This is a genomic window from Nioella sp. (assembly GCF_965215655.1).
GTDB lineage: Bacteria > Pseudomonadota > Alphaproteobacteria > Rhodobacterales > Rhodobacteraceae > Nioella.
Genome location: NZ_OZ244111.1, coordinates 14,575 through 40,571, shown reverse-complemented (window position 1 = coordinate 40,571; position 25,997 = coordinate 14,575). Strand labels below are relative to the sequence as shown.

At 64.4% G+C, this 25,997-nt stretch carries 26 protein-coding genes; 11 read left to right on the top strand and 15 right to left on the bottom strand.

All coding sequences use genetic code 11. The annotated features are described in order from the left end of the window. The first annotated feature begins 54 nt into the window (after positions 1 to 54). The 3 genes from ACOOEX_RS00205 (at position 55) to ACOOEX_RS00195 (ending at position 3,446) form a co-directional block, all read left to right on the top strand. Complete coding sequence (locus ACOOEX_RS00205) at positions 55 to 1,545, top strand: SulP family inorganic anion transporter (RefSeq protein WP_420396595.1); 1,491 nt, start codon at positions 55 to 57, stop codon at positions 1,543 to 1,545. An 11-nt stretch (positions 1,546 to 1,556) separates the two neighbouring features. Further along, positions 1,557 to 2,408: a universal stress protein gene (locus tag ACOOEX_RS00200; protein WP_420396594.1), complete on the top strand. Its 852-nt coding sequence runs from the start codon at positions 1,557 to 1,559 to the stop codon at positions 2,406 to 2,408. 63 nt (positions 2,409 to 2,471) lie between these two features. After that, positions 2,472 to 3,446 carry an ornithine cyclodeaminase family protein gene (locus ACOOEX_RS00195; protein ID WP_420396593.1) on the top strand — a complete coding sequence of 325 codons (975 nt, stop codon included), beginning with the start codon at positions 2,472 to 2,474 and terminating at the stop codon, positions 3,444 to 3,446. A gap of 3 nt (positions 3,447 to 3,449) precedes the next feature. On the opposite strand, the gene ACOOEX_RS00190 is transcribed toward ACOOEX_RS00195, so the two are convergent. Continuing rightward, entirely contained in the window at positions 3,450 to 5,129 is a 1,680-nt protein-coding gene (locus ACOOEX_RS00190) for a DUF6504 family protein (RefSeq protein WP_420396592.1), read from the bottom strand. An 85-nt stretch (positions 5,130 to 5,214) separates the two neighbouring features. On the opposite strand from ACOOEX_RS00190, the gene ACOOEX_RS00185 reads away from it, so the two are divergent. Then, on the top strand, positions 5,215 to 5,685 hold the full coding sequence (locus ACOOEX_RS00185) for an MOSC domain-containing protein (RefSeq protein ID WP_420396591.1): 471 nt from the start codon (positions 5,215 to 5,217) through the stop codon (positions 5,683 to 5,685). Positions 5,686 to 5,870: 185 nt separating this feature from the next. Here ACOOEX_RS00185 and ACOOEX_RS00180 read toward each other — a convergent pair whose 3' ends face one another. After that, entirely contained in the window at positions 5,871 to 7,220 is a 1,350-nt protein-coding gene (locus tag ACOOEX_RS00180) for a lytic murein transglycosylase (RefSeq protein ID WP_420396590.1), read from the bottom strand. Positions 7,221 to 7,395: 175 nt separating this feature from the next. Between ACOOEX_RS00180 and ACOOEX_RS00175 the strand changes: the two genes are divergently transcribed. Continuing rightward, the gene (locus ACOOEX_RS00175; protein WP_420396589.1) at positions 7,396 to 8,163 is read left to right on the top strand and encodes a hypothetical protein; all 768 of its coding nucleotides are present in this window, start codon (positions 7,396 to 7,398) and stop codon (positions 8,161 to 8,163) included. Here ACOOEX_RS00175 and rnr read toward each other — a convergent pair. Genes rnr through dapE form a run of 4 tightly spaced genes read right to left on the bottom strand, consistent with a single transcriptional unit; the run spans position 8,160 to position 13,002 of the window. Then, positions 8,160 to 10,415 carry a ribonuclease R gene (gene rnr, locus ACOOEX_RS00170; RefSeq protein WP_420396588.1) on the bottom strand — a complete coding sequence of 752 codons (2,256 nt, stop codon included), beginning with the start codon at positions 10,413 to 10,415 and terminating at the stop codon, positions 8,160 to 8,162. The genes ACOOEX_RS00175 and rnr overlap by 4 nt on opposite strands. 51 nt (positions 10,416 to 10,466) lie before the next feature. Further along, positions 10,467 to 11,207, bottom strand: a complete 741-nt coding sequence (locus ACOOEX_RS00165) for a class I SAM-dependent methyltransferase (RefSeq protein WP_420396587.1) — start codon at positions 11,205 to 11,207, stop codon at positions 10,467 to 10,469. A 56-nt stretch (positions 11,208 to 11,263) separates the two neighbouring features. After that, positions 11,264 to 11,860, bottom strand: coding sequence for a TIGR04282 family arsenosugar biosynthesis glycosyltransferase (locus tag ACOOEX_RS00160; RefSeq protein WP_420398404.1), 597 nt, complete (start codon positions 11,858 to 11,860; stop codon positions 11,264 to 11,266). Beyond that, on the bottom strand, positions 11,860 to 13,002 hold the full coding sequence (gene dapE, locus ACOOEX_RS00155; RefSeq protein ID WP_420396586.1) for a succinyl-diaminopimelate desuccinylase: 1,143 nt from the start codon (positions 13,000 to 13,002) through the stop codon (positions 11,860 to 11,862). The genes ACOOEX_RS00160 and dapE overlap by 1 nt, the downstream gene beginning before the upstream one ends. A 220-nt stretch (positions 13,003 to 13,222) precedes the next feature. On the opposite strand from dapE, the gene ACOOEX_RS00150 reads away from it, so the two are divergent. Next, a complete protein-coding gene (locus ACOOEX_RS00150; RefSeq protein ID WP_420396585.1) occupies positions 13,223 to 14,803 on the top strand; it encodes a choice-of-anchor L domain-containing protein in 1,581 nt (526 codons plus the stop codon). A gap of 88 nt (positions 14,804 to 14,891) precedes the next feature. Then, the gene (locus ACOOEX_RS00145; protein WP_420396584.1) at positions 14,892 to 15,911 is read left to right on the top strand and encodes a Hint domain-containing protein; all 1,020 of its coding nucleotides are present in this window, start codon (positions 14,892 to 14,894) and stop codon (positions 15,909 to 15,911) included. Between the two features lie 10 nt (positions 15,912 to 15,921). Here the strand turns inward: ACOOEX_RS00145 and ACOOEX_RS00140 are convergent, their stop codons facing one another. Together ACOOEX_RS00140 and ACOOEX_RS00135 are read right to left on the bottom strand one after the other, a co-directional pair. Then, entirely contained in the window at positions 15,922 to 16,305 is a 384-nt protein-coding gene (locus tag ACOOEX_RS00140; protein ID WP_420396583.1) for a VOC family protein, read from the bottom strand. Between the two features lie 9 nt (positions 16,306 to 16,314). After that, positions 16,315 to 16,650, bottom strand: coding sequence for a hypothetical protein (locus ACOOEX_RS00135; protein WP_420396582.1), 336 nt, complete (start codon positions 16,648 to 16,650; stop codon positions 16,315 to 16,317). 86 nt (positions 16,651 to 16,736) lie between these two features. Between ACOOEX_RS00135 and ACOOEX_RS00130 the strand changes: the two genes are divergently transcribed. Continuing rightward, positions 16,737 to 17,336: a Crp/Fnr family transcriptional regulator gene (locus ACOOEX_RS00130; RefSeq protein ID WP_420396581.1), complete on the top strand. Its 600-nt coding sequence runs from the start codon at positions 16,737 to 16,739 to the stop codon at positions 17,334 to 17,336. Between the two features lie 75 nt (positions 17,337 to 17,411). After that, entirely contained in the window at positions 17,412 to 17,612 is a 201-nt protein-coding gene (locus ACOOEX_RS00125; protein ID WP_420396580.1) for a YgaP family membrane protein, read from the top strand. A 79-nt stretch (positions 17,613 to 17,691) separates the two neighbouring features. On the opposite strand, the gene ACOOEX_RS00120 is transcribed toward ACOOEX_RS00125, so the two are convergent. The 3 genes from ACOOEX_RS00120 to dapD all read right to left on the bottom strand — a co-directional run bounded on the left by ACOOEX_RS00120 (position 17,692) and on the right by dapD (position 19,767). Beyond that, complete coding sequence (locus ACOOEX_RS00120) at positions 17,692 to 18,456, bottom strand: YHYH protein (RefSeq protein ID WP_420396579.1); 765 nt, start codon at positions 18,454 to 18,456, stop codon at positions 17,692 to 17,694. A gap of 81 nt (positions 18,457 to 18,537) precedes the next feature. Continuing rightward, positions 18,538 to 18,789, bottom strand: a complete 252-nt coding sequence (locus ACOOEX_RS00115; RefSeq protein WP_420396578.1) for a GlsB/YeaQ/YmgE family stress response membrane protein — start codon at positions 18,787 to 18,789, stop codon at positions 18,538 to 18,540. 150 nt (positions 18,790 to 18,939) lie between these two features. Next, positions 18,940 to 19,767 carry a 2,3,4,5-tetrahydropyridine-2,6-dicarboxylate N-succinyltransferase gene (gene dapD / locus ACOOEX_RS00110; RefSeq protein WP_420396577.1) on the bottom strand — a complete coding sequence of 276 codons (828 nt, stop codon included), beginning with the start codon at positions 19,765 to 19,767 and terminating at the stop codon, positions 18,940 to 18,942. A 159-nt stretch (positions 19,768 to 19,926) separates the two neighbouring features. On the opposite strand from dapD, the gene ACOOEX_RS00105 reads away from it, so the two are divergent. Further along, the gene (locus ACOOEX_RS00105) at positions 19,927 to 20,772 is read left to right on the top strand and encodes an LOG family protein (RefSeq protein WP_420396576.1); all 846 of its coding nucleotides are present in this window, start codon (positions 19,927 to 19,929) and stop codon (positions 20,770 to 20,772) included. 12 nt (positions 20,773 to 20,784) lie between these two features. Here ACOOEX_RS00105 and ACOOEX_RS00100 read toward each other — a convergent pair whose 3' ends face one another. Further along, entirely contained in the window at positions 20,785 to 21,837 is a 1,053-nt protein-coding gene (locus tag ACOOEX_RS00100) for a sodium-dependent bicarbonate transport family permease (RefSeq protein WP_420396575.1), read from the bottom strand. Positions 21,838 to 21,932: 95 nt separating this feature from the next. Here ACOOEX_RS00100 and ACOOEX_RS00095 point away from each other — a divergent pair, with 95 nt between their 5' ends. Next, positions 21,933 to 22,811 carry a LysR family transcriptional regulator gene (locus tag ACOOEX_RS00095; RefSeq protein ID WP_420396574.1) on the top strand — a complete coding sequence of 293 codons (879 nt, stop codon included), beginning with the start codon at positions 21,933 to 21,935 and terminating at the stop codon, positions 22,809 to 22,811. Here the strand turns inward: ACOOEX_RS00095 and ACOOEX_RS00090 are convergent. The 3 genes from ACOOEX_RS00090 to ACOOEX_RS00080 are packed head-to-tail and all read right to left on the bottom strand — an operon-like array spanning position 22,798 to position 25,939. Then, a complete protein-coding gene (locus ACOOEX_RS00090) occupies positions 22,798 to 23,679 on the bottom strand; it encodes an esterase-like activity of phytase family protein (RefSeq protein WP_420396573.1) in 882 nt (293 codons plus the stop codon). The two genes, ACOOEX_RS00095 and ACOOEX_RS00090, sit on opposite strands and share 14 nt — an antisense overlap. Further along, positions 23,649 to 24,572: a penicillin-insensitive murein endopeptidase gene (mepA, locus tag ACOOEX_RS00085; RefSeq protein WP_420396572.1), complete on the bottom strand. Its 924-nt coding sequence runs from the start codon at positions 24,570 to 24,572 to the stop codon at positions 23,649 to 23,651. Before mepA ends, ACOOEX_RS00090 begins: the two co-directional genes overlap by 31 nt. Continuing rightward, positions 24,572 to 25,939, bottom strand: coding sequence for an MFS transporter (locus tag ACOOEX_RS00080; protein ID WP_420396571.1), 1,368 nt, complete (start codon positions 25,937 to 25,939; stop codon positions 24,572 to 24,574). Before ACOOEX_RS00080 ends, mepA begins: the two co-directional genes overlap by 1 nt. Positions 25,940 to 25,997 lie beyond the last annotated feature (58 nt).

Sequence of the window (25,997 nt, the reverse complement as noted above, 5' to 3'; positions counted from 1 at the left end):
ATGACGGGTATGGCGCGGTCAAACGCGAACAATTCCTGACGGAGACTTCCCCTCATGTCCCCGGACTTCCTTCCCCGGATGCGGGCCGAATGGCTTGGCAACATCCGTGCCGACCTGCTTTCCGGCCTTGTCGTGGCGCTGGCCCTGATACCCGAGGCGATTGCCTTTTCGATTATCGCGGGCGTTGACCCCAAGATCGGGCTATATGCCTCGTTCTCCATCGCCGTGATCACCGCCATCGCGGGCGGGCGCCCCGGCATGATTTCCGCCGCGACCGCCGCCACCGCCGTTCTGATGGTGACCTTGGTGCGCGATCACGGGCTGCAATATCTGCTGGCCGCCACGATCCTGGCTGGCGTTTTACAGGTGGGCGCCGGGATGTTGAAACTGGGCAGCGTCATGCGCTTCGTGTCGCGGTCTGTCATGACAGGCTTCGTCAATGCGCTGGCGATCCTGATTTTCATGGCACAACTGCCGGAACTGATGGGCGTGCCGTGGATGACCTATGTGATGGTCGCCGCCGGGCTCGCCATTATCTACCTCTTCCCCTATGTCACCACCGCGATCCCCTCGCCGCTGGTCTGCATCATTGCCCTGACCGCCGTGGCGCTGACCTTCGGGATGGACCTGCGCACCGTGGGCGACATGGGCGAACTGCCGGATACCTTCCCGGTCTTCCTGCTGCCTGACATCCCGCTGAACCTTGAGACGCTGATGATCATCCTGCCCTATTCGGCTGCCGTTGCCGCCGTGGGCCTGCTGGAAAGCCTGATGACCGCGCAGATCGTCGATGACCTGACCGACACGACCAGCGACAAGAACCAGGAATGCATCGGTCAGGGTGTTGCCAACTTCTGCACAGGGTTTATCGGCGGCATGGCGGGTTGCGCGATGATCGGCCAGTCGATGATCAACGTGAAATCCGGCGGGCGCGGGCGGCTGTCATGCTTCGTGGCGGGTGTCGTGCTGCTGCTGCTGGTGGTGCCCTTTGACTTCATCGTGTCGGTCATCCCGATGGCGGCGCTTGTGGCGATCATGATCATGGTTTCGATCGGCACGTTCAGCTGGTCCTCGATCAAGGATCTGCGCACCCATCCGCGCTCCTCCTCCATCGTGATGCTGGCGACCGTGGTGGTGACGATCTACACCCACAATCTCGCCATCGGGGTGCTGACCGGCGTTCTGCTGTCGGGCATTTTCTTTGCCGGCAAGATCGCGCAGTTGTTCGCCGTCACGTCCGAGCTGTCGGAGGACGGCAAGACCCGCACCTACCACATTCACGGCCAGCTCTTCTTCGCCTCGGCTGACCAGTTCGCCGCCGCCTTCGACTATGGCGAGGTGCTGGACAATGTCATCATCGACGTCACCCGCGCGCATATCTGGGACATTTCTTCGGTTGCGGCGCTGGACATGGCCGTGCTCAAATTCCGCCGGGACGGGGCTGAGGTCGAGATAAAGGGCATGAATGAGGCCTCCTCCACCATCGTGGACCGGCTGGCGGAACATGACAAACCGGGCGCGATGGACCGCCTGATGAGCCACTGAGGAGACTCGACATGGGCAAGATCATCGCATTGGTGGATGGCTCCATCTACTCGGAAAGCGTCTGTGACCACGCGGCATGGGTGGCCAAGGGCAAGGGCTGGTCGGTCGAGGTCATTCACATCCTGGGCCGACGGGATGAAAGCGCCGATCCCCGAAATCTGTCCGGCAATATCGGCCTTGGCGCGCGCACCGCGCTGCTGAATGAACTGGCCGATCTGGATGCGCAGCGCTCCAAGCTGGCCCGCAAGCGTGGGCAGGCGATCATCGAGGACGCGTCCGAACGGATCAGCGCCGAGGGCGTCGAGGTCACAGGCCGGTTGCGGATCGGCGATCTGGTCGAAACCCTGCGCGAGGCGGAGGCCGATGCCGATCTGGTCATCGTCGGCAAGCGCGGCGAGGCGGCTGATTTCGCGTCGATGCATCTGGGCAGCAACCTGGAACGGGCGGTGCGGTCTTCGACCAAACCCGTTCTGGTCGCGTCCCGCGCGTTCCAGCCGGTCAAGAAGCTGCTGGTGGCCTTCGATGGCGGCCAGTCGGCGCTGAAAGCGGTGGACCATATCGCGCGGTCAGAGCTGTTCGCGGGCCTCTCCATCCACCTGCTGACCGTCGGGCCCGAGACCACGGAAGCCAAACGCGCCATCGAAGGCGCGGCGGCGCTGCTGAAAGGCGCGGGGTACGAGGTGACGTCCGAGATCGTCGCGGGCCAGCCCGAAACCCTGATCGCGGACCGCGCCGAGGCGCATGATTTCGACCTGCTGATCATGGGTGCCTATGGCCACAGCCGTATCCGCAACCTCTTCATCGGCTCGACCACGACCGAAATGATCCGCGCCTGCAAGGTGCCGGTGCTGCTGTTCCGTTAACGCCCTTTCGCCATCACCTGATTGCCCCTATCGTTCGCGGGCAACGCAAAGAAGGGAATGGCTATGACGGGCAATTCGGACAGGTTTCTGCTGCTGTCGGACAGTGTTCTGGAGGGGCTCGGCATTTCTGGCAACGAGATCGTCGACGCGATTGAATCCGCCATCCTTCAGGACGCAGCGGGCCAGATCCTGACCGCACCGAAATCCGCCGTGGTGCCCGAGGGCGGGCGCTACATGATGACGACGCTGTCCACCTCGGATGCGCCCGACCTGACCATCGTGAAATCGGTCATGGTCAGCCCCCGCAACCCCGATCGGGGCCGCCCCGGCATCGACGGCGCGATCCTGCTTCAGGACAGCGAAACCGGGCAGATGCGGGCGCTGGCAGAGGCGGGCTGGATCACCGGCGTTCGCACGGCGGGCCTGTCTGCCGTCGCCGCCCGCAGACTGGCCAACCCGGCCTCGCAGTCCATCGCCTTCATCGGCTGCGGCGTGCAGGCGCGCAGCCATCTGGCGATCTTCAACGACCTCTTCCCGCTGGCCAGCATCCGGGCCTATGGGCGCGGACAGGTCAATATCGACAAGCTGTGTGACATGGCGAAGGGGTTGGGCCTGTCTGCCGAAGTTCATGACGACCCCCGCGCCGCCATCGAGGGTGCCGACCTGATCGTGACCTCTGTCACTCTCAACTATGAAATCGAGCCCTTCCTGAACGCCGACTGGATCAAACCCGGTGCCTTCGCCACGATCACCGACCTTGCCCTGCCCTGGCAGCAGGACAGAATGGGCGCTTTCGGGCCGCTTTTCGTCGATGACCTGGTGCAGGAGGAGGCAAGCCCGAAGAAGCTGGTCGATCCATCGCTGGTCAAGGGCGATCTCAAGACCCTGCTGACCACCGGGCCGGGGGAATTCTCCGATGACGCCCGCCGCGCCTTCGTCTTCCGGGGCATTGCCATCGGCGATTTCGCCATTTCCCGGCTGGCGTACTTGCGTGCGGTCGAGGCAGGCGCCGGGCAGGATGTTGGCTGGCAGGGCTAGCCCTCAGCCAAAATCCCCCTGACAGAACCAGCCGCCCGATACCGCCCCCCCATGGGCGTAGAACAGCCAAAGCCGTTCGCCGGTTTCGGTTTCCACCCGCCAGTAATCGCGCACGCCACTGCGCCAGTTGGGATCGTCCAGCCACCATTCCGGCGCAATCCGCTCCGGCCCCATCCCGCCAAGCGTCGCGAAGTCGCGCCCCCGCCAGCGGAACCGCGCGGGCAGGTCGGGCCTGTCCTCGGCCTGCACCGGTTCGGGGCGAAAGAGCGTCAGCGGCCGGGGCCGGGGCGCACGCGGCCAGTCCTTCGCCGGGTCCGACCACGCGGCAGCCAGCGTGATCGCGGTCTTTTCCGGAATGTGACTTTCGGCCGGGTGCTGGCGGGTGATCGCCTCCAACCCCACGCGTGCACCGATCCGGCCCAACAGATCCTCCAGCCCCGTATCGCGCCCCTGCCGCGCGGCGGCCTCCTCCGTCGCAGCAAGACCGCCCTTCAGCTGCCGCGCATGGACGGGTTCGGTGACCGAGGCCACCAGCCGCAGCGTGTCGATACCGAAACCGGGGTCGATATCGCCCAGCTTCATCGCCAGCAGGGGCCGGATGCGGTCGGGCTCTGCCCCCGGGCGCGCCAGCCCGATCTCGACGGCCTCTGTCCTGCCCTCGGCCAGCATCAGTTCCAGCCGCACCCGCCGTGCGCCCCGGCCCTTGGCCCGCAGCTTGTCGCACAAGGGCGGCAACAGCCGGTCGATCCCCGCCAGGATATCCTCCTCCAGCCCAATAGGCTCGGGCAGGCTCAGCCGCAGGGCGAAATGAGTCTCAGGCCGGGCGGGGGCAATCGGTTCCGGCTCCAGCCCCAGGGCCTGATCCAGCCGCCGCACCACCCCTTGCCCGAAACGCCGGGCCAGCGTGGCGCGCGGTGGCCCCAGCAGATCGCCGATCCGGTGCAGCCCCAGCCGGTTCAGCCCGGCCACCGTCGCGGGGTCCAACCGCAACGCCGCAATGGGCAACCCCCCGATGGCGGCCCGCGTCTGCCCCGGCGGGGCAATGGGCAGGGCGCCGCCGGTGACAGGGCGCAGGGGCGCCGCGCCCCCCTTGGTCCAGTGTCGCCGCTTGCCCGCCCGCGACCGGGTCGCCCGCGCCTCCTGATCAATGGCATCGCCATTGCGCGTACTGCCCGCCCCCTGCCCCGCGTAACGCGCCAGCGCCCAGGCCGCACCGCCCGTATCCGCCAGCCCCGCCCGCACCGACAGGCGCAGCGCCGCGCAATCCGCCTCCACCTGCGCCAGCAACGCAGCCTCGCCCCCGAAAAGATGCGCGCAGCCCGTCAGGTCGATCATCAGCCCCTCGCGCCCCTCTTCCGACACCCAGGGCGAGAACTTGCCCGCCCACCGGCGCAGCAATGTCAGGAACCCGGCCTCTCGCAACCGGTCGGCGGGCCGGGTCTGCAGATCGGGGCACAGCGCCCGCGCCTCGGCCAGCGGCAGGCCGGGCGTCAATCCTGCGCGCGATGCCTCAAGCGACAGCGAGGACAGCACCCGCGCATTTCCCACCTCCTCGACCACGGCCAAAGGCCGGTCGCACAGCCCCCGGTCCAGCCGCTGCAGATGCTCGGCGGCCAGCCGTGGGAACCACAGCGACAGAATCCGGCGGCGCGGATCGGGGCGGTTGGGCGTGGATGGGCTCATGTGGCAGCATGATGTTCATGTTATGTTCTAAATGTAGCGCCCGACGGGGCTGGAGTCGAGTCCACCCCCATGCCACCCTCACCCTATGGAAACGCTCGCCAGCCTCACCGCCCGCTTCCCCCGCCCCGGCCGCATCGACTGGATCGGGTTGCGCCCCGCGCGGAAGGCGGAAATGAAGGCGGTCCCCCGGATCGAGATTCTCGACCATGGCCTCGCTGGCGACCATGCCCGCCCCGGAAAGCGCGCCGTGACCCTGATCCAGGCCGAACATCTGCCGGTCATCGCGACCCTTGCGGAACATCCGCAGGTCGCCCCCGAAACGCTGCGTCGCAATCTCGTCGTCTCCGGCCTCAACCTCTCCGCCACCCGCAACCGGATCATCCGGATCGGCACCGCCCGCCTGCGCATCACCGGCCCCTGCGCCCCCTGCTCTCGGATGGAACGTGCACTCGGCCCCGGAGGCTACAACGCCATGCGCGGCCACGGTGGCTGGTGTGCAGAGGTGCTGACACCCGGTCCGCTCGCAATCGGAGCCATGCTCAAAGTCGAGGCCTGAGTTTCATCTTGGCCAAAATACCTCCGCCGGAGGCATCCCTTCGCCTCAACGCAGAGCCACCGTCACACCCTGCGAACCGCCCGTGCCACAGTCCCGTGGCAACACGGACCGACGAGGCCTCCGGCGCAAGCCGGGGGTTGAGGAGGGCCGTTCCTGCCGCGACCTGCCCTGCAGGGCGCAAGACCTCAGCCGCGCCGCAGACGCCTCAGCAAAGCCTCAGAGGCATAGCCATCCGGCACCAGCCCCTCGGCGGCCTGGTATTCCCGCACCGCCTGGATTGTCAGCGGCCCGACGATGCCGTCAATCCGCTCGGTAGAAAACCCCGCCGCCGTCAGGCGCCGTTGCAACTCGAACCGCTCGTCATTGGTCAGCGCCCGATCCTGCCGGGGCCAGCCGCCGCGGAAGGCAGGTCCGCCGCCGATCCGGTCGGCCAGATGACCCACACCGATGACATAGGCATCGGCCGGATTATAGGTCTCGATCACGTGGAAGTTTTCATAGATCACCAGTGCGACGCCCGTATGCCCTGCCGGCAGCAGGATCGAGGACGGCCCGTGTTCCGGAACCCGACCGCCACCGCGCGCCAGCCGCACGCCCATGGCGTTCCAATGGGCCGCATCTCGCTGGATCAGCTCACCGCTCTGCGAGAAATCGAAATCGTCCGGCAGCTCCACTTCCAGCGCCCAGGGCTGGCCATGGGTCCAGCCGTTTTCCGACAGGTAGCGCGCGGTCGAGGCCAGTGCGTCAGCGGGGTCATCACCCCAGATATCGCGCCGCCCGTCGCCGGTGAAATCCACCGCATGGGCCAGGAAGCTGGAGGGCATGAACTGGGTATGTCCCATCGCCCCCGCCCACGATCCCTGCATATGGTCGGGATCGATATCGCCCGCCTGCAAGATGCGCAGCGCCGCCATCAGCTCGGCCTCGAAAAACTCCGCCCGGCGGCCCTCATAAGCCAGCGTCGCCATGGCCTCGATGATCGGCACCGATCCGCGGAAGCTGCCATAGGCGCTTTCCAGCCCCCAGACCGCCGCCACGATCTCGGCCTCGACCCCATAGCGCCGTTCGATCGCGTCCAGCGTGTCGCGATGCTCCCGCAAGGCCGTGCGCCCGTTGGCAATGCGCGTATCCGACGCGGCACTGTCCAGATAATCCCACAAGGTCCGCGAGAATTCCGACTGGTTGCGGTCGCGCTCGATCACTCTTTCATTCAGCGTCACGCCGGCAAAGGCCCTGTCGAGTGTCTGCTGGCGAATACCGTCCGCGCGGGCACGGCGTGAGAACTCGGAAACCCATGCCCGGAAGCCCGAGGAACTGACTGGCTCGGCCAGTGGCGTTTCGGGGCGGGCGGCCAATGTCACCATGCGCATGGCCGGACGCAAGGACACCTCCACTGCCAGCCCGCTTGGCGTCACGCTTTGCAAACTGTCTTCCGCCGGGCGGGGCAAGGGCCTTATGGTCGCCGTGGGCGTGGCCCCGGCTGCACTTGCCGCCAGAACCAGGATTGCGGTCAGGAATGGTTTCGGCGTCAGCATGCTCGTGCCTGTATGATTGCTTGTCCCGCAGTATACGCGCTTCCCCGTTTCGAAAGAAGCACCGGCCCCACCCCTTCGGCGGAGCCTCGCCGGCAAGTCTCTGCCAACACCGTTACCAAAAGCTGAACAGCACGAAAGGACTTGCGCCCGCCTCATGGCCGGATATCTCAGAGGAATGTCGATTGATCCTGATTCAGAACGCCTGATCGTTTTTCTTCATCTGCCCAAAACCGGCGGCCAGACCATTCACCACAGCGTCGGTGCGCTTTTTGGGGAACGGAACATCTCGCCCTACCGGCTGCAATCCCATGTTCGGGACGGGGCGACATTTCCGCCGGAGTACCGCATGCATTCAGGCCATCTGCACTGGCGCGAGCTGGAAAACGTGCCCGGCGATCCGTTTTCCTTCATGGTTCTGCGAGACCCCCGTGAACGGCTTGGATCTTTCTACTTCTTCATGCGGGAAGAAGCGCGCAAGTCGCGCGATGCCAATGGGGCGGCCTCTCTGCCACCGGCGCAGCGCGCCCTGCTCGACGGTGCATCTGCGCTTTTCTTTTCCAAGGACCCGCAAATTCAGCTGGCCGTGCGGGAAAGGTGGTCCAACCTGACCCTGACCTATCTGGCCCTGCGCAGCCTGATCCGGCGCGGAGCACCCGCAGATGCCCCATTGGCCGACCTTCTGGCGCTGGCCGAGGAAAACAGCCGCAAGTTGACCGCGATCTACCGGTTCGGAGAGTTCGAGAAGATCGAGGACGATATCGAAGCGAGCTTCGGGGCACGCCCGGATATCGTGACCAAGCACGCCAATCCCGGCCCGCTGGATCGCTCCCGCAGCCGCTGGCAGGCGCTTCTGGACGAGTTGGACAGCGATGCGCAGCGCAGCGAGATGGAGCGCCACGTTGCAGAGGATCTGATCGTGATGGAGCGGATCACCTTCCGCTAGCGGCGCTTGCGCAGCACCTTCTTCTTAACCTTGGCGGCCTTGGCGCGGGCCTTGCCCGCCTTGCGCCGTGGCCCTGCACCGCGCCCATGGCGCGACCCGCGCGGCACGGATTTCCCATCGATTTCCACCAGTTCCAGCGTCATACCGCCGGTGACCGGCACCGCCTCGGCCAGTTTCACCGTCACGCGTTGACCAATGCCGATGGTCAGGCCGGTATCGGCCCCCACAAGGGTCTGCGCCTCGGCGTCGTGGTGGAAATACTCCCGCCCGAGCGCCCGCATCGGCAGCAACCCGTCCGCCCCGGTATCATCGAGCTTCACAAAGGCCCCGAACCGGGCAATACCGCTGATCCGGCCGGTGAAGCTTTCGCCCACACGCTCCGACAGATAGGCCGCCAGATAGCGGTCGGTCGTATCGCGCTCGGCCATCATCGACCGGCGCTCGGTGTCCGAGATATGCTTGGCGATATCGTCCAGCCGCTCAATCTCCTCCGCGCTCAGCCCGTCACGGCCCCAGCCATGGGCAGTGATCAAGGCCCGGTGGACGATCAGGTCGGAATAGCGCCGGATGGGCGAGGTGAAATGGGCATAGGCCTTCAGCGCCAGCCCAAAATGGCTGAAATTCTCGGGGCTGTAATAGGCCTGGGTCATCGACCGCAGGGTCGACATGTTGATCAGTTCGTCAAATTCAGTGCCCTCGGCGGCGGCGAGCAGGCTGTTCAGATGCCGGGTCTGCAACACCTGCCCCTTCGCCAGATTGAAACCGCTGGCCTGTGCCGTTTCACGCAGGGCGGCGATCTTGTCGGGGTTGGGTTCCTCATGCACCCGGAAAAGCTGCGGCGTTTTCAGGCGGATGAGTTCCTCGGCGGCGGCGACATTGGCCAGCACCATGAATTCCTCGATCAGCTTGTGGGCGTCCAGCCGGTCCTTGAAGGCCACTGACGTCACCTGCCCCTCGTCCGACAGGATGATCTGGCGCTCTGGCAGGTCCAGTTCCAGCGGCTGGCGCTTGGCCCGCGCCAGTTTCAACGCGCCATAGGCGGCGAAAAGCGGTTTCAGTACCGGCTCGACCAGCGGCGCGACCTTGTCATTGGGATGCCCGTCGATGCCGTCTTGCACCTCCTGATAGTTCAGCGAGGCCACGGACCGCATCAACCCGCGCACAAACTTGTGCCCGATCTTTTCTCCTTGCGCATTGATCACCATGCGCACGGCCATACAGGCACGCGGTACGCCTTCGTGCAGCGAACACAGGTCACCCGACAGCCGGTCAGGCAACATCGGCACCACGCGATCCGGGAAATAGGTGGAGTTCCCGCGCTTGCGCGCCTCTCGGTCCAGCGCAAATCCGGGGCGCACGTAATGGGCGACATCGGCAATGGCGACCCAGATCACGAAGCCGCCGGGGTTCTTTGGGTCGTCATCGGCATGGGCCAGACAGGCGTCGTCACGGTCGCGGGCATCGACCGGGTCGATGGTCAGCAGAGGCATGTCGCGCAGGTCTTCGCGGCCCGACAGACCTGCGGGCTTTGCTGCGTCCGCCTCTGCAATCACGTCGTCGGGAAAATCGTCGGGAATGCCGTGCTGATGGATCGCAATCAGTGACACCGCCTTGGGCTGGCTTGGATCGCCAAGCCGCTGGACAATGCGCGCCCTCTGCAAACCCATGCGCCCCTTGGGGCCCGAGTGTTCGGCCTCGACAAGCTCGCCATCCCTAGCCCCTTCGGTTGCAGCGGCGGGCACCGTCCATTCCTTGTCCGCGCCCTTGTCGATCGGCACGATCCGCCCGCCCTCGGCCCCCTTGCGGAAGATACCCAGTATCTTACGGGGGTTGGTTCCGATCCGCCGGATCAGCCGGGCGACATATTGGTGATCCTCGCCCTCGACCTCCTGCATCCGCGCCAGAATGCGGTCGCCTTCCCCTAGCGCGGGATCGGTCGCCTTCGCTGCAAACAGGATGCGGGGTTCCGGCCCCTCGCCCAACCATTCCAGCGGGCGGCAGAACACATCGCCCAAATCATCGGGCGCCAGCACCTGCAACACCGCGACAGGCGGTAGCCGGTCGGGATCGCGATAGGTCTTCTTGCGCTTTTCCAGATGGCCCTCGGCCTCCAGCTCCTTCAGAATGCGCTTCAGGTCGATCCGCGCTGCGCCCTTGATGCCGAAGGCACGGGCGATATCGCGTTTCGAGGCATGGCCGGGATTGTCGGAAATCCAGGCGAGGATCTGGTCTTTGGTGGGGATCTGGCTCATGCCCTTGGCCTAGCACGGGCCAAGGGGCGCGTCATGCGGAAAACAGGGGGCTCAGGCCGCCGTCAGGTGCTTCACGATCCGTTCCTGAAGATCGCGCCGCGCGCGGGTGACGAACTGTTCGTGATCATGGGCCAGCGGTCCAAGCGCCTTCTTCGCGGGCTTGCGCAGCTTTCCAAGGGCGATGCCGTAAAGGATGCCGGGCAGGAAGAAACTCGCGAACTTGGTGCCCTCGTCCCGCAGCAGCGTTTCGATATTCAGAAGCGCGTCGAAGACGAGGTTGGAATCGTGGAACAGGACCACGCAATCCTTGTCCATGTATTTGCGAAGATTGAGAAAATCACGGAAGGCGGCCGTGTTGGTGTGTTCGCCATCGATCATGCCAAGGACATGATCCTTCGGCACGTCGTAATGCGCCAGATCGCCCGCGTCGCAATCATAGGTGCGCATCTTGGTCAGGCAGTCGATGGGCAGCACACCCGCCAGCCCGTCGATCATCCGCTCGGTGGAATTGCCGTCATAGACCGCATCGCGGCCCCGTTCGTCGCGCAGCACCTCGGGGCGCAGATCGACCGAGGAGATTCGGGTACAGGCCGGATCCGCCAGATGCGGCACCAGGCTGCCGCCGAGATGCGAACCGATCTCGATATAGCTGTAGTCGCCCACCTGATCGCGCAGGAAATTCTGCACCGCCAGCAGCGTTGCCTTGTCCTTCTTGGTGGTCTGGCTCTTGATCTGGAAGACCGAGATATCGCCGTCCTGAATCCGTGAAAGAAGATCGTCCCTGTCGATCATGCCTGCCTCTGTCTGGTTGCCGGGGTCTTTGCCCCTGTGACTGCTCAGCTGGAATCTTAACCAATCAACCGCTTCGCGGCAATCTTTCTGCGCGACAGGTCGTCGGCGCCGTCTACATCCGCCAGGGTATCGACCAGCGCAACGCGCCGGCCTTTCAGAGTTTCCATGCTGTCTTTCAACGCATGGGGTCCCGACCAACGGACATCATGCAGGGACCCGCGCGGGGCGGGGCGCGCTCCTTGACCGATCAGCCAGTAACCGCCATCGGGCGCGGGACCGAACACCGCGTCAGCGGTCGAAAGAGCGTGTAGGGCGCGGGCCAGATGGGTTCTGGTGATGCCCGGGATGTCGCTGCCGATGACCAGAACCGGGCCGGGCAGAGCCAACAGCCGCGCCATGCGGGCACCGAGGTCGCCCGTGCCCTGCGGGATACGCGGCAGATCACCGGGCCAGATGCGACTGGCCAGCCCTTCCGCATCCGGGGACACCGCCAGGACCAGCCGCCAGCGCGGATCGCGCAGCCGACGCAGCAGGCACGTGGCCTGATGCCTGTACCACCACGCGGCCGGGATCGCCCCGATACCCTGCGCCAGACGGGTCTTGACGCGACCGGGGCGTGGCTCCTTCACCATCACGACGACGGTGGGGCGGATCATAGGGCGAAGTAGTCGTTCAGAATCCGGGAATAAATGCGTTTCAGCGCGTGGATATCTTCGATCCAGACCCGTTCATCCACCTGATGCATGCGGTGCCCGACAAGGCCAAACTCCACCACCGGACAATGCGATTTGACGAAGCGTGCGTCGGAGGTGCCGCCGGTGGTCGAGAGGACCGGGGTCAGGCCGGTTTCCGCTGTGACGGCATGGCTGACGAGGTCGGACAACTCCCCCGGCGGGGTCAGAAACGCCTCGCCCGAGATTTTCGCCTCCATCCCGATCTTCACCCCGGTTTCCTCGGCCACTTTGTCGGCCTCGGCCCGCAGCCAGTCGGTCAGGCTCGCGCCCGTATGCAGATCGTTGAACCGGAGGTTCACCGTCATCCTCGTTTCCGCCGGAATGACGTTGGTGGCGGGGTTTCCGGTGTCGATGGTGGTCACGGAGCAGGTGGACGGGTCGAAATGATCGGTGCCTTTATCCAATACATGGGTGGACAGCCGATGCGCCAATAGGGCCACGGCGGGCATGGGGTTCAGAACCTTGTGCAGATAGGCAGAATGCCCCTGCTTGCCCTTCACGGTAAACCACGCGGACATGGACCCACGCCGCCCGATCTTGATCATGTCACCGATGGTTTCCGGGCATGTCGGTTCGCCGACAATACAGGCGCTCATCCGTTCGTCATTGGCCTCCATCCAGTCGAGCAGGGCAATGGTGCCATCGGTCGAGGGGCCTTCCTCATCCCCGGTGATGGTCAGCACAATGGCCCCATCGGGCGGCGTGTCGCGGACGAAGTCGATCGCCGCCGCCGCAAAGGCTGCAACGCCCGATTTCATGTCGGTCGCACCGCGCCCGTAGAGCCACCCGTCCGCCTCTTCCGCGCCGAAGGGCGGGTGGGTCCAGGCGGATGCGTCGCCGACCGGCACCACATCCGTGTGGCCGTTGAAGCCGAATGTCTTTGCATGGCCCTTGTCGCCCCACCGGGCATAAAGATTCGACACCTCGCCCCGGTCGACGCGTATGCAGGTAAACCCCGCCTCGGACAGAACCCGGTCCAGCAACACCAGCGCACCGCCCTCTTCCGGCGTGACCGAGGCGCAGCGCACCAGATCGGCGGTCAGTTTCTGCGGGTCGGTCATGGCTTGGCTCTCCTCTGTTCGGATGTCACAGCGATAGACGTGTGGCCCACGGGACTCAAGCACACGCCGATACGCGCAAGGGCTTAACTTGTGACAAGAACAGGGCTATTCTGCGACAAAACAAAGAATGACGGGCATTATCGGCGCAGAGAACGCACCAGCAGGCAGGTGCATTCCCACGTAATCCGCGACGATCATGCCGATGAATGGGGCAGAGCACATGCCAGTCACGGCAAGTGAACTAACGATCGACCATCGGGCGACGGCCAATGAAATGGCCGAAACCATCTTTGGCGACGGTGTCACCGTTGTCAGCGCGTCCTATTCGGGCGACCGCAATTCATCGGGCATCTGGTCCGATGGCGACGCAACATCGCCCAATGCCACTCCGTCGGATTCCGGTGTTATCCTGTCCACAGGACGGGTGCGGGATTTCACCAACTCGTCCGGCGATCCGAACGTCAACACCAACACCTCGACCAACACCCGCGGCGTTGACAACGATTCCGGCTTCAACGCACTGGCCGGGCGCAGCACCTATGACGCTGCCATTCTGGAGGCGGATTTCGTCCCCGATGGCGACACGCTGACCATGCAGTTCACCTTCGCATCAGAGGAATACCCGGAATATGTCGGGTCGATCTTCAACGATGCGGTCGGGATCTGGATCAATGGGGTCGAGGTCGCCTCGCCCGTTTTCCAGATCGCCCAGATCAACAACGTCAACAACACGTCCAACGAAACGCTTTACGTCAGCAACACCGATGACAGCGCCAATACCGAGATGGACGGCTATACCGTGACCCTATCGGTGATGATGACGGTCAATCCAAATCAGGTGAACACGATCCGGCTTGGCATCGCCGATGTTGGGGACAGCAGCTACGATTCCGCCATTCTTGTTGCTGCGAACTCGGTTCAGGGACGGGTGTTTGCCAATGACGATACTGCCACGTTCTCTGGCTACGGGGATATCTCTGTAGATGTGATCGCCAACGATCAGGCGGCAAACACGATGGTTGTGACCCATATCAACGGGCAGGCCGTCAACGTCGGCGACACGGTCACGCTTAGCAACGGGTTCGACGTAACGCTTCAGGCGGACGGCACCCTGCTGGTCGAGGCGCCCACCGGCTACACACCCCCGACGACGCCAGAGGATTTCACGTTCAGCTATACGGCCGCGGCTGGTGGTGGCGCCGGCATTTCCGACACGGCTTTCGTCACCATCACCACGATTCCCTGTTTCGTGGCAGGCACCCGGATCCGCACCGAGCGTGGGGATATCCCGGTCGAGGCGCTGCGCGTCGGCGATCTGGTGGAAACGCGGGACAACGGGTTGCAACCCATCCGCTGGATCGGCAACCGCATGGTAGAGGCTACCGGCAAATTCGCCCCCATCGTGATCGAACGCGGCACCATGGGGTTCCACGACACCCTTGTTTTGTCGCCGCAGCACCGGGTTCTGGTCAGCCATCACATGGCCGAACTGCTGTTCGGGGAAGACGAGGTTCTGGTCGCGGCAAAGGATCTGGTCAATGACTGCTCGATCTGGGTGCGTGAAGGCGGCACGGTCGACTATTTCCACCTGCTCTTTGACGAACATCAGATCATCTGGTCCGAGGGGCTGCAGACCGAAAGCTTCCATCCAGGGCCTGTGACTCTGTCGGGCTTTGACGATGCCGTGCGCGAAGAGATCATCTCACTTTTCCCGGATCTGGACCTGACAACCGGCCACGGCTACAGCGCCTCGGCCCGTCCCAGCCTGCGCAGCTATGAGGCCGCGGCCCTTTTCGGCTGAGTCACATTCTTTCCACATTTCCGAACGACTTCGGCCCCAACTCCACGGATATGATCCAATCCAGTGGAAAGAGGGGCATTGTTTCGGCATGAGCTGGCTGGCGATCTGGGATGGACGGAAACTGACGCATTTCGATGCGCGGGCGCGTATGGCGGACCTGTCCCATGGCACTATTCGCTTTGAGATGACGCTCAGGGGTGAACTCCAGGTGCCCGCAATCCTGTGGCAGGGCCGCACCGGCACCGCCCGCGACCTGCGTATCATCTGCCGCCCGAATGGCACGGTCTGCGTGGAACAAGGCGCCTTTCTGTTTGAGACCGATGCCGGTTTCCTGTTTTCCCGCGAGCCGCTGCAGTTGCATTTTTCGTGGGACCGGTTGGGAAAGACCGGCCAGCTTGTCCTGACCAATGGCCAGACCGGCAGTCGCATCGTCACCCATACCGGCAGCATCGCCCCCAACAACCTTGCCGAGATCATCCCCGAAACCCCCGGCCCCATGGTGTCCGTCGCCTATGCCGGCGTCGCCAACCATCCGTTGCCTGACACCTCATTGCCCGGCATCGCGGGCGACACACGCATTCAGACCCCGACAGGCCCGGTCCGGGTGGCCGACCTGCAACCGGGTATGTGCATCCTGTCGCAAAAAGGCGAGGAACAGACCATCCGCTGGATCGGCCAGACCAACCTGCTGGCCCGCGGTCCCTCTGCCCCGATCCGCCTGCGTGCGCCCTATTTCGGCCTGACCGAAGATATCGTCGTGTCCCGCAACCAGAAGCTGCTGCTCAGCGGCAGCGAGGTCGAATATCTGTTCGGAGAGGAGCAGGTACTTGCCCGGGTCGAGGATATCCGCCGCGCCAGCGCTGCGCAGATCTGCCTAGAACGGCCCATGGTCACCACCTATCATGTGCTGCTGGACGATCACGATTGCCTGCTGGCGGGGCGCTGCGCGCTGGATACGGCCCTGTTGGCGGATGTGCTGGAAGCGACCGGAAAATCCGCCGCCCGCCTAGCGGACCCGGATCGCATCCCGGCCTGGACCGTGATCGACCGCGCCGGGGCACAGGCCTATCTGGGAATGTTGACCCAGAACCGTTCCGCCGCTGCCTGACGCAGGTTTATCAGTTTTCGTACAGCTCCAGCGGCAGCCCGTCCGGGTCGCTGAAAAAGGCAAACGCGCGGCCCGTCAGTTCATCCACACGGATCGGCTCGACCGCGATCCCCTGCGCCTCCAGCCAGTCTCTCGCAGCCGCCACATCCGCAACCCGAAACGCCAGATGCCGCAGACCCTGCGCTTCAGGATAGGAAGGCCGTGCGGGCGCATCGGGAAAGCTGAACAGCTCGATTTGCGATCCATCGGGCAAGGCAAGGTCCAGCTTCCATGACTGTCGCTCGGCCCGAAACGTCTCGGCCACAACCCGCAACCCCAGGATATCCACGTAAAACGCCCGGGACCGCGCGTAATCGGCGCAGATGATCGCAGCGTGATGGAGGCCCTGCAACATCGGCTGGCCCTAGTCGTCCCCATCGCCAAAATAGGGCGTCATCTGAGCAACGACGACGGAGTTTTCATCCGCCGCGCGCTGCATCAGCGCAATCTCCTCGTCGGGAATGTCGTGGCCCAGTTCGCGCCGTTCCTCCAGCGTGCCATAACCCTGCACATCAAGCGGCGCCAGGTCCGCCTGTTTCAGGATCGCCACGGTTTCGCGCACCGCTTCAGCCTCGTCCACGCCAGAGGCATAGATCATCAGGCCCGCACCGGTCGCGCCCTTGGGAAGGCCGTCGCCCGCCTTGCGGCCAACCTCGACCACAAGCGTATAGACCTGCTGCTGTTTCTTTTCCTTCGCCATGCCAGCGCCCTAGCCCCCTGCGTCGTTTCGGTCAAGCACAGCCTTGGCCGTTGACCTGCGCCACGCTTCGTTTCATCCCTGAAAGCATGACTGACCTGCGCCGCCGCATCGCCTTTCCCAAGGGCACAACCCTGTTCCAGCCGGGACAGGCTTGCCCCGGTCTCGTGCTTCTGGACAAGGGCACCATCAAGGTCACGCTCAGCGCCGCAAATGGGCGAGAGGTGGTGCTGTACCGCGTCAGCCCCGGTGATATGTGTCTGCAGACCTTCGCCTGTCTGGTCGAGGGGCGCACCTATTCCGCCGAAGGCGTGGCTGAAACCGATCTGGAGGGTGAGCTGGTTCCCCCCGACCGGTTCCGCACCCGGCTGGAAACCGACCCGGCTTTCCGGGACCTTGTCTTCTCAGCCGTCGCCAACCGCTTCGGCGAATATGAACGGCTGATCGAGGACGTTGCCCTGACCGGGTTCGACGCGCGGCTGGCGCGGGTGCTGCTGCGGCTGGCGGATGATATGGGCGAGGTCCATGCGTCGCACAGCGCGCTGGCCATCGAAACCGCCTCTGGCCGGGCCTTCGTCAGCCGCCGCATGGCCGAAATGGCGCGGGCGGGGTTGGTGGAACAGCATCGCGGCGGTGTGCGGGTGCTGGACCGGGCCGGCTTGGAACGGATTGCCGCAGAAGAACGGTGACTCTGTCACCGCCGCCGGGCGGGCACCGGCGCTATAATCCCTCCATATCGCAACCCTCTCGAAAGGAGACGCGCCATGCCTCGCAACGAAGGTAACATCGACCGCGCCCTGCGCATCATCGCCGGTATCGTCCTGATTGCCCTGGTCTTCGTCGGACCGCAGACCAACTGGGGCTGGATCGGCATCGTGCCGCTGGCCACCGGTCTTGTGGGCTTCTGCCCGCTCTACCGCATCCTCGGTATCAACACCTGCCCGCTGTCGCAGCGTCAGGGCTGAGGCGGAAAAAAATCCCCCGCCTTCGGAGCAAGGAAGGCGGGGGATCGTCACGGGCCGTGCTGTTCAGGGACAGTGGGGGTCAGCGCCGGCCCATGAAATCGCTGCTGACGGAGCCATGAAAGCAGCGCGGGAAAAACGGATACGTATCTGTTGCGAAATAGGTCAGCGTGCCATTGACCACGGCGGCGTTGCATTCATCCAGGTTGCCGCTGCCCGCCACATAGACCCAGTCTTCCTCATAGGTGCCGTCATAGGCCCCGTATGGCGCGGTATCCCGCGTACCATCGCGCAGCTGCCAGCCGGATTGGGCACCGTCGCCGATATAATGGATCTCGAACCCATCCGCGGCCCAGCCGATCAGACTGCCGGATTGCGACCCAACAAGGCTCTCGGACACGCCGTGATAGTGGTAAAGCCCCCGGTGATCCACATGGGCATTCTCGGCGTCCATGCCCAACAGGTCCGCAGCCCCCATCCCCTCCAACCGCCATCCCGACGAGGGATCTCGCGAAAAGCCGCGCGGGCTGCTGGCGTCGTAGAAATCGGCAGTGCCGGGGCGGAACAGAATACCGGTAACCGACACGCCTGAGCTTTGGACATTTTCGGTTATCAGGCCGGTGTCCTCAGGCTCCGCATCGACGCAGACACGGGTGGTCTGTTCAGAGAAACTGTTGGGGTTGCCCGGGTTCGGGAAACGCCCGATATCGTGGTTCGGGCTGGAGTTGGAGGTGATGCAAAGCCGGTCATCCTCCAGCCTGATATCCACCTCGTTCTCATGGGCCTCGCTGGCCTGCACCCACAGGCCAAGCCCAAGGGCCAGGGTCAGTATCAGGGCTTTCCTCATCGCGCGTCCTCCTCGGCGGTTCATGCCGGGTTACACGCGGGGGTTGCGCCCTTCCGTCAAATTTTTTTGAGGTGAGAGCGCTTAGCGCCCGCGCAACTGCCGGGCGCCCCAGATGATCAGGCAGGCCCCGGCAAAACCGACCAGCCCCTGAGAAATCCAGGTGGGCGAGGCGTTGATGCCCACCAGTCGCAACAGGAAATTTGCCACGATGGCCCCGACGATCCCAAGGATCACATTGGCAACCAGCCCGGTATCGGCGCGCATGATATTGCTGGCAATCCAGCCCGCCAGCCCACCGACGATAATCGCCGCGATCCAACCCAAACCTTGCATTCCAGATGCTCCAAATCGTTTCGATGCGGAAACATTAGCACAAGGTCAGCGAGGGGTTGCACCGAAAATCACCGGGCGGCGACGCGTTTTCGAAAACGCGTTTGAAAGGCGCTTCATAGCGCCTTCCACCCGCCCGGCCTAACCGTCGGATCAGTCCCGAAGCAGCTCGTTGATACCGGTCTTGGAGCGGGTCTGCTCGTCCACCCGCTTCACGATCACGGCGCAGTAAAGGTTGATCCCGTTCTTCGACGGCATGGATCCTGCCACGACCACCGAATAGGGCGGCACCTCGCCATACGTGACCTCGCCGGTTTCCCTGTCGACGATCTTGGTGGATTTGCCGATGAAGACGCCCATACCGAGGACCGAGCCTTCGCGCACGATGCAGCCTTCCACGACCTCGGAGCGCGCGCCGATGAAGCAATTGTCTTCAATGATCGTCGGGCCCGCCTGCATGGGCTCCAGTACACCACCGATCCCAACGCCGCCCGACAGGTGAACGTTCTTGCCGATCTGCGCGCAGCTGCCCACGGTGGCCCAGGTATCGACCATGGTGCCGCTGTCCACATAGGCGCCGAGGTTCACGAAGGACGGCATCAAGACCACGCCCGGCGCGATATAGGCCGATTTGCGCACCACACAGTTTGGCACCGCGCGGAAGCCCGCTGCGCCCCATTCGTTTTCGCCCCAGGTCGCCCATTTGCTGTCGACCTTGTCCCACCAGCTGCCGCCCTGGGCGCTGCCGGACTGCATCTCCATGTCCTTCAGGCGGAAGCCAAGAAGAACCGCCTTCTTGGCCCATTGGTTCACATGCCAGTCGCCGCTGTCCTGCCGTTCAGCGACGCGCAGGCTGCCGCTGTCGAGCGCATTGAGCGTGTCCTCGATGGCCTCGCGGGTTTCGCCGGTGGTGGCGGGGGTGATCTGGTCGCGTGCGTCCCAGGCGGCTTCGATGGCTGCTTCCAGCTGAGCGTTGGACATTGGTCCCTCCGAAATGTCTTGGTCTCGGGCGCTATATCGGACGGGGGGCGTCGGCTCAATCAGCAATAACACCTCTCACATCCATGCGATGACGGGTTTCCTCCTCCTGCTGCTCAAGGTAGCGTCGGACCCTGGCCCAGGACCGAAAGGAAACGAGTGATGCATGACGACGCCCGCGACGGGCTGTTCCGCGACGCCCATACCGATATCGAAACCGCCCGCCATGTGCCGGACACGCCGCAGACCCGCGCCCCGGCCTACCGGCTGGCCTTTACGGACGACGATTTCATGTGCCGGGACGAGCTGCGGCCCGTGCGTTTGCAGCTGGAACTGCTGAAGCCGCAGATGATCATGGACGAATACGGCGTGAAATCGACCATCGTGATGTTCGGTGGGGCCCGCATCCCCGAGCCGTCCAAGGCCGACAGCGCGCGCACCCAGACCCTGAGGGACCTGTCGCACTACTATGATGAGGCGCGCAAATTCGCCCGCATCGTCACAGAACGCAGCCTCAACAACGGCCAGCATGACAATATCATCGTTACCGGCGGCGGCCCCGGCGTGATGGAGGCGGGCAGCCGAGGTGCGGCGGATGCGGGGGGCGTGTCCATCGGGCTGAATATCGTGCTGCCGCATGAACAGGCACCCAATGAGTATGTCACGCCCGACCTCTGCTTCAACTTCCACTACTTCGCCATCCGCAAGATGCATTTCCTGATGCGGGCCAAGGCGATCACCATCTTTCCCGGCGGATTCGGCACGCTCGATGAGATGTTCGAAAGCCTGACGCTCATTCAGACGGGCCGGATGGAACGGGTGCCTTTCCTGCTGTTCGGCCGTGCCTTCTGGGAAAGGATCATCAACTGGGAGGCTCTGGCAGATGCGGGTACGATCAGCCCCGAAGACCTTGACCTCTTCCGCTTCGTCGAAACCGCGGAAGAGGCCGTGGAGATCATAGATAGCTGGGGCGACACCGCGCGCCGGGGTGATATTCCGGGGCGCTAGGCCGCCCCGGCATCACCAGCCGACCAGAAGTTCGGCCAGAGCGATCCATGCAGGGATGCTGAGAATGGCAACCGGCGTGCCCAATCCCGTGGATGTACCCACATAGGCCGAGGGGTTTGCCTCGGGCAGGGCACCGCGCAGGGTCGGCGGGCCGGAAATGTCAGAGCTTGACGAGGCCATGACGGCCAGCAGCACCACGCCCCCGGCAGAGAAGCCGGTCAGTTCATGCGCGATCATCCCCGCGCCGAAGCCAAGCGCCCCGTGCAGCAGGGGCCCGGCGATGCCGTAGAGGATATAGGCATGCGCGACCCGCTTCAGCTCCGACAGCCGGGCCCAGGCCTCCATCCCCATGACCAGCATCAGGATCGACAGGAAGCCCCGGAACAGCAGTTCATAAAACCCTTGGAACACCGCATCTGCATTGGCCAGCAACCCGATCATCAACCCCAGCAGCAGCGCGGAAATCGCGGGGCTGCGGAAGGTGTCGGTCAGAATGTCCCGCAACATGCCGCTTTCCAGCCCGTCGATCTGCGCACCGCCCCCGCCCATTGCAACGGTCCCGCCGCCCGTCGCCACCGCCTTGCGCGCCACGCTGACCCGCGCCAGCACGATGGCCGTGACCAGCGCCGCGATATCCATGAACGGGTAAAGCGCGCCGATGAAGCCCTCATAGGGGATCTGCTGTTCATCCAGCATCACCATCCCTGCGGCAAGGGTCGAGGCTGAAACCGCCCCAAAGAGCCCCGCCGTCGCCAGCCCGTCCACCTTCGACACGCCGTTCAGCCGCGCCAGCGTCCGGCTGCCGATCAGCACGATGGCGATGCCCACCAGTACCGCCAGCACGCCGGGCACGATCAACGCCCAGAAATCCGCCTCGCGCACGGAAATCCCGGCGCTGAGACCGACCTTCAGCAGCAGCACCAGAACGATGAACTTGTAAACCGCGTCGGGCACCGTCAGGCGGCTGCCAAGCGCGGCGATCAGAAGCCCGCCAAGCAGGAAGGCGAGGGTCGGATTGCGCAACTGTTCAAGGATCGTTGCGGCGACGGTTGCGATCAGGTCCATGGCATATCCCTCCGTTTGGATCTGCGCTTGGCTACCGCCGACAGATAGGAACAAAAAATATATCTTTTTTCTGATATAGTTCTATTTTCTAAAACATGGGCCCTCTCAACTATCATCACCTGCGCTATTTCCGCGAGGTCGCGCGCCAAGGCCATCTTGGCCGCGCGGCCGAGGTGCTGAACCTGTCGCAATCCGCCATGTCGATCCAGATCCGGCAGTTGGAGGACCGGCTTGGCCACAAGCTTTTCGACCGGGTCGGGCGGCGGCTCGAACTGACGGAGGCGGGGCGCATCGCGCTCGACCACGCCGAGCGGATTTTCTCGGCAGGAGAAGACCTTGTCGCCACACTGAACCGCACCAACACCACCAATCCGCCACTCCGCGTCGGCGCGCTCTCCACCCTGTCGCGTAACTTCCAGCTGCACTTCCTGCGCCCCGCGCTGGCCGGCAATTGCGACGTGGCGCTAAGGTCCGGCAACACGCGCACACTGCTGGCTGATCTCGCGGCGCTGGCGCTCGACGTGGTGCTGACAACCGAGGTTCCGGCTAGCGACCAGGGCGTTGATTTCGCCGCGCAGCGCCTTGCGGAACAGCCTGTGCAACTGCACGGCGCGCCGGAGCGGCTGCGCCACCCCAGCCTGCGCGCGCTTTTGGAAAACGAACCGCTGATCCTGCCCACGGAAAACACCATTCGCGCCGGAATGGACAACCTTCTGGCGCGGCTTCAGGTCAGCCCGCGCATCGCCGCCACGGTGGATGACATGGCCATGGTCCGCCTTCTGGCGCGTGAAGGCGTGGGGTTGGCCGTTGCGCCCGCCGTGGTGCTGGCCGATGAAATCGCCTCCGGCCGCATCGTCACCGCGCCGTTCGACCTCGGCATCTCGGAACCCTTCTACGCCGTCACCGTCCCCCGCCAGTTCCCGCACCCGGCGCTGGCGACGCTTCTGGCAGGCGGGAACGTCACTCCAGAATGATCTCGACAAGTTCCGTCGGCAGGATCGGGCTGAAATTGTCATCCGATACCATGCTGGCCACCAGCCTGCCCTGCCCGTCGCGCCAGACGCTCAGCCCTTCGAGGTTCGAGAACCCGCCATGGGGCGATTGCCAGACCACATCGCCCCCGACCATGCCCTCCGCCGTCACCTCGAAGCGGCGGATTTGATTGGCAAAACCAAAGAGCAGGCTGAAATCCCGCTCCAGCAGAAAGAACCGGCCCCGGTCATCGAAATCCGCCCCGACTGGCAGAAACCGGCCCTCGCGCGGGATGGTCCAGCTTTCGTCCCACGCCCCGTTGGCATAGCGAAACAGCGGAAAGTCCGTATCCCAATCGCCCGACCGTTCCGGCAGAGTGTAGAGCGTCCCTTCGGCATCCACCGCCAGCGCCTCCAGCGAGGCATTGGGCTGCAACGCGGCAAACCCCTCCGCTGCCGGCAGGATCGTGTCGCCATGGGCGTGATGCAGCACGACGCGGTGATCACCCTCAAACGACAGGAACATCCGGCCATCTTCCGCAATCGCCAGCCCCTCGCTATCCCGTGCCGCCCTGTCGCCACGATAGCCGTCCCTTGCATTCAGCAGCTCCGGCTCGGCCAGGGCCAGCGCCACCACGCGCCCGGCCCCGTTGCGGGTGATCTGCCCCCGGATCAGCGCCCCGCGATCCGACAGCGCCACCAGCCCGGTTCCGCCCTCGGTGATCTCGACCGCCGACAGCCCGCCGACCAGATCATGATCGGACCGAATCGCAAAGGCCCCGAGCACGCCCGGTTCCTGCGCTAAAGCGGAAAGGCTGATCCCTGCGGCCAGCGCCGCAATCAGGGCGAGCTGACCAGAACGCGGCTGCATTGGTTCGGCAAATCGCTCAGCATGATTTCCCCGCGCACGGGGGGCGGACGGTTCGGATCGGGCTGCGGGGGCGGCGGATTGAGGATATTGCGCTGCCACGCCCGTGCCTCGTCGCAGCCATCGCCGGGTGGTGGCGCGACCTGTTCAACACAATCGGGCGAGCCATCGGGGCAATGCAGGCGCACGTGGAAATGATAGTGATGCCCATGCAGGGGACGGATCTGGCGCAGGTAGGACCGGTCGCCGGTTTCATTGTCGCACATATAGACCTTGGCACCGGGAAAGACGAAGATACGCGCCACACGCGGATCGCTCGCCGCCTCTCGCAGCAGGTGCCAGTGCTGCTCGGTCCAGTTCTCGCCCACATAGGCCCCGCGCGCCCGGCGGGTTGAGATAGACGACAGGCTCTCGCGCTCTGCTTCGGTCAGGTCCAGCCGGTCGGGCGGCAGCATCCAGATATCGGCATCCAGCCCCGACTGATGGCTCCGGTGCCCGGTCAGCATCGGCCCGCCACGCGGCTGCGCCATGTCGCCGACATAGAGCCCCTCCCACCCCGGCAGGGTCGCCGCAAAGCGGGACAGGTCCTGCACGAAATCGAGCATCTCGGGATGCGCCCAATTGCGGTTACGACTGAGACGCATGGCCTGCCATGTGGGGCCGGTTTCGGGCAACTCCTCCGCCCCCTGGATACAGCCCCGCGCATAGCCGCCATAGACCCGCGCCTGCCCGTCGGATGACTCCAGCAAGTGGCCGAACAGCCGCCGCGCCGGTGTCGCGCTCATGGTAGAAAGCGTCACGCGCTGTTCCTGGTTCAGGGGCGGGTCAGGGCTGTCCCCGGCACAGGAGGACAAGGCAACCACACAAAATCCGGCAAACAGGGCGCGTCGTAGCATCAGGCGCTTTCTCCGTTGGGCTTTACCCAAATCAACATAACCAATCCCAGGCAGAATAGCGCAATCAGCGGGGTGACCCCAAGCCTTTGGTTGTTGGTGATGTCAGTCGTCACCGCAATCAGCCACGGCGCAAGGAAGGTCGTGGCCTTGCCCGACAGGGCATAAAGCCCGAAGGCCTCGGTCATCCGTTCCTGATTGGCCTGCTTGGTCAGCATGTTGCGGCTGGCCGACTGAATGGCCCCGCCTGCCGCACCGATCAGCAGACCGGCGACATAAAACAGCTGATCGGGCAGCGACGACCCTTCCGCTACCGGCATGCCGAATACGGCCTCGGGCGACAGGCCCACGATCAGGCAGGCGGTGAAGATCAGCACCACGCAGCACACCACGATCACCGGCATCGGCCCGAATTTCCGGTCGGCCAGCCCGCCGATCCACGCGAAGACCGCGCCCGAAATGGCGGCGAGAATGCCGAAGATCCCCACTTCCATGATCGACCAGTCCAGCACGCCAAGCGCATAGATGCCGCCGAACGTATACATCCCGTTCAGCGCATCGCGGTAGAACATCGAACTGCCCAGATAGGCCAGCAGGCTGGGATGGCGCGGCAGGCCCTTGATGGTGTGCCACAACTCCCGCAACCCTTCGCCGATCCGGTAATGGGCGCCCGCATGCGGGGGGGCTTCCTTCACCCACAGGAAGAACGGGATCATGAACACCGCATACCAAAGCGCCGTCAGCGGCCCGACCACGCGGGTATCGGCCCCGGTCGCGGGATCAAGGCCCAGAAGCGGTTCGATCCCGGCCATGGTCAGCCCGTTATCGCCTGCCTGGAACACCACCAGCATGATCGCCAGCGCGACCACCCCGCCGATATAGCCAAACCCCCAGCCAGACCCGGAAATCCGGCCCAGTTCCTCTTTCGGGCCCATGGTCGGCAGATAGGCATTGGTGAAGATCGTGGCGAACTCCATCCCGATCAAGCCCATGCCGAAGAACACCAGCGCCCATGTGGTCGAGAAGTCCTGCGGGGCCGTGTACCAACAGCCCCAGGCCCCGACGACATAGAGCGCGGAGAAAAGCCAGATCCACGGCATCCGCCGCCCCGACGTATCCGCGACGCTGCCCAGGACCGGGGCTAGCAGCGCGATCATCACACCGGCAATGGTCAGCCCATAGCCCCACAGCGCCTGCGCTTCGGCCTCGGCGGCCTGCTCGCTCATGCCGCCTGCCATCAGCGCCTCGGCCGCGGTCTGGCCGAAATAGGGGCCGAAGATGAAGGTCAGCATCAGCGTGTTATAGGGCTGGCTGGCCCAGTCGAAGAAATACCAGCCCCAGATACGCTTGGTCGTCGAAATCTCTGCCATGTGCTGCCCTCATATCCCCTTCAGGCAGAATTCAGACATTCCCCCTGTTTGGCAATGA

Bases quoted from the DNA above. Each gene is read 5' to 3' on its own strand.
- ACOOEX_RS00205 (WP_420396595.1), top strand. From the start codon at position 55: ATGTCCCCGGACTTCCTTCCCCGGATGCGGGCCGAATGGCTTGGCAAC.
- ACOOEX_RS00200 (WP_420396594.1), top strand. From the start codon at position 1,557: ATGGGCAAGATCATCGCATTGGTGGATGGCTCCATCTACTCGGAAAGC.
- ACOOEX_RS00195 (WP_420396593.1), top strand. From the start codon at position 2,472: ATGACGGGCAATTCGGACAGGTTTCTGCTGCTGTCGGACAGTGTTCTG.
- ACOOEX_RS00190 (WP_420396592.1), bottom strand. From the start codon at position 5,129: ATGAGCCCATCCACGCCCAACCGCCCCGATCCGCGCCGCCGGATTCTG.
- ACOOEX_RS00185 (WP_420396591.1), top strand. From the start codon at position 5,215: ATGGAAACGCTCGCCAGCCTCACCGCCCGCTTCCCCCGCCCCGGCCGC.
- ACOOEX_RS00180 (WP_420396590.1), bottom strand. From the start codon at position 7,220: ATGCTGACGCCGAAACCATTCCTGACCGCAATCCTGGTTCTGGCGGCA.
- ACOOEX_RS00175 (WP_420396589.1), top strand. From the start codon at position 7,396: ATGTCGATTGATCCTGATTCAGAACGCCTGATCGTTTTTCTTCATCTG.
- rnr (WP_420396588.1), bottom strand. From the start codon at position 10,415: ATGAGCCAGATCCCCACCAAAGACCAGATCCTCGCCTGGATTTCCGAC.
- ACOOEX_RS00165 (WP_420396587.1), bottom strand. From the start codon at position 11,207: ATGATCGACAGGGACGATCTTCTTTCACGGATTCAGGACGGCGATATC.
- dapE (WP_420396586.1), bottom strand. From the start codon at position 13,002: ATGACCGACCCGCAGAAACTGACCGCCGATCTGGTGCGCTGCGCCTCG.
- ACOOEX_RS00150 (WP_420396585.1), top strand. From the start codon at position 13,223: ATGCCAGTCACGGCAAGTGAACTAACGATCGACCATCGGGCGACGGCC.
- ACOOEX_RS00145 (WP_420396584.1), top strand. From the start codon at position 14,892: ATGAGCTGGCTGGCGATCTGGGATGGACGGAAACTGACGCATTTCGAT.
- ACOOEX_RS00140 (WP_420396583.1), bottom strand. From the start codon at position 16,305: ATGTTGCAGGGCCTCCATCACGCTGCGATCATCTGCGCCGATTACGCG.
- ACOOEX_RS00135 (WP_420396582.1), bottom strand. From the start codon at position 16,650: ATGGCGAAGGAAAAGAAACAGCAGCAGGTCTATACGCTTGTGGTCGAG.
- ACOOEX_RS00130 (WP_420396581.1), top strand. From the start codon at position 16,737: ATGACTGACCTGCGCCGCCGCATCGCCTTTCCCAAGGGCACAACCCTG.
- ACOOEX_RS00125 (WP_420396580.1), top strand. From the start codon at position 17,412: ATGCCTCGCAACGAAGGTAACATCGACCGCGCCCTGCGCATCATCGCC.
- ACOOEX_RS00120 (WP_420396579.1), bottom strand. From the start codon at position 18,456: ATGAGGAAAGCCCTGATACTGACCCTGGCCCTTGGGCTTGGCCTGTGG.
- ACOOEX_RS00115 (WP_420396578.1), bottom strand. From the start codon at position 18,789: ATGCAAGGTTTGGGTTGGATCGCGGCGATTATCGTCGGTGGGCTGGCG.
- dapD (WP_420396577.1), bottom strand. From the start codon at position 19,767: ATGTCCAACGCTCAGCTGGAAGCAGCCATCGAAGCCGCCTGGGACGCA.
- ACOOEX_RS00105 (WP_420396576.1), top strand. From the start codon at position 19,927: ATGCATGACGACGCCCGCGACGGGCTGTTCCGCGACGCCCATACCGAT.
- ACOOEX_RS00100 (WP_420396575.1), bottom strand. From the start codon at position 21,837: ATGGACCTGATCGCAACCGTCGCCGCAACGATCCTTGAACAGTTGCGC.
- ACOOEX_RS00095 (WP_420396574.1), top strand. From the start codon at position 21,933: ATGGGCCCTCTCAACTATCATCACCTGCGCTATTTCCGCGAGGTCGCG.
- ACOOEX_RS00090 (WP_420396573.1), bottom strand. From the start codon at position 23,679: ATGCAGCCGCGTTCTGGTCAGCTCGCCCTGATTGCGGCGCTGGCCGCA.
- mepA (WP_420396572.1), bottom strand. From the start codon at position 24,572: ATGCTACGACGCGCCCTGTTTGCCGGATTTTGTGTGGTTGCCTTGTCC.
- ACOOEX_RS00080 (WP_420396571.1), bottom strand. From the start codon at position 25,939: ATGGCAGAGATTTCGACGACCAAGCGTATCTGGGGCTGGTATTTCTTC.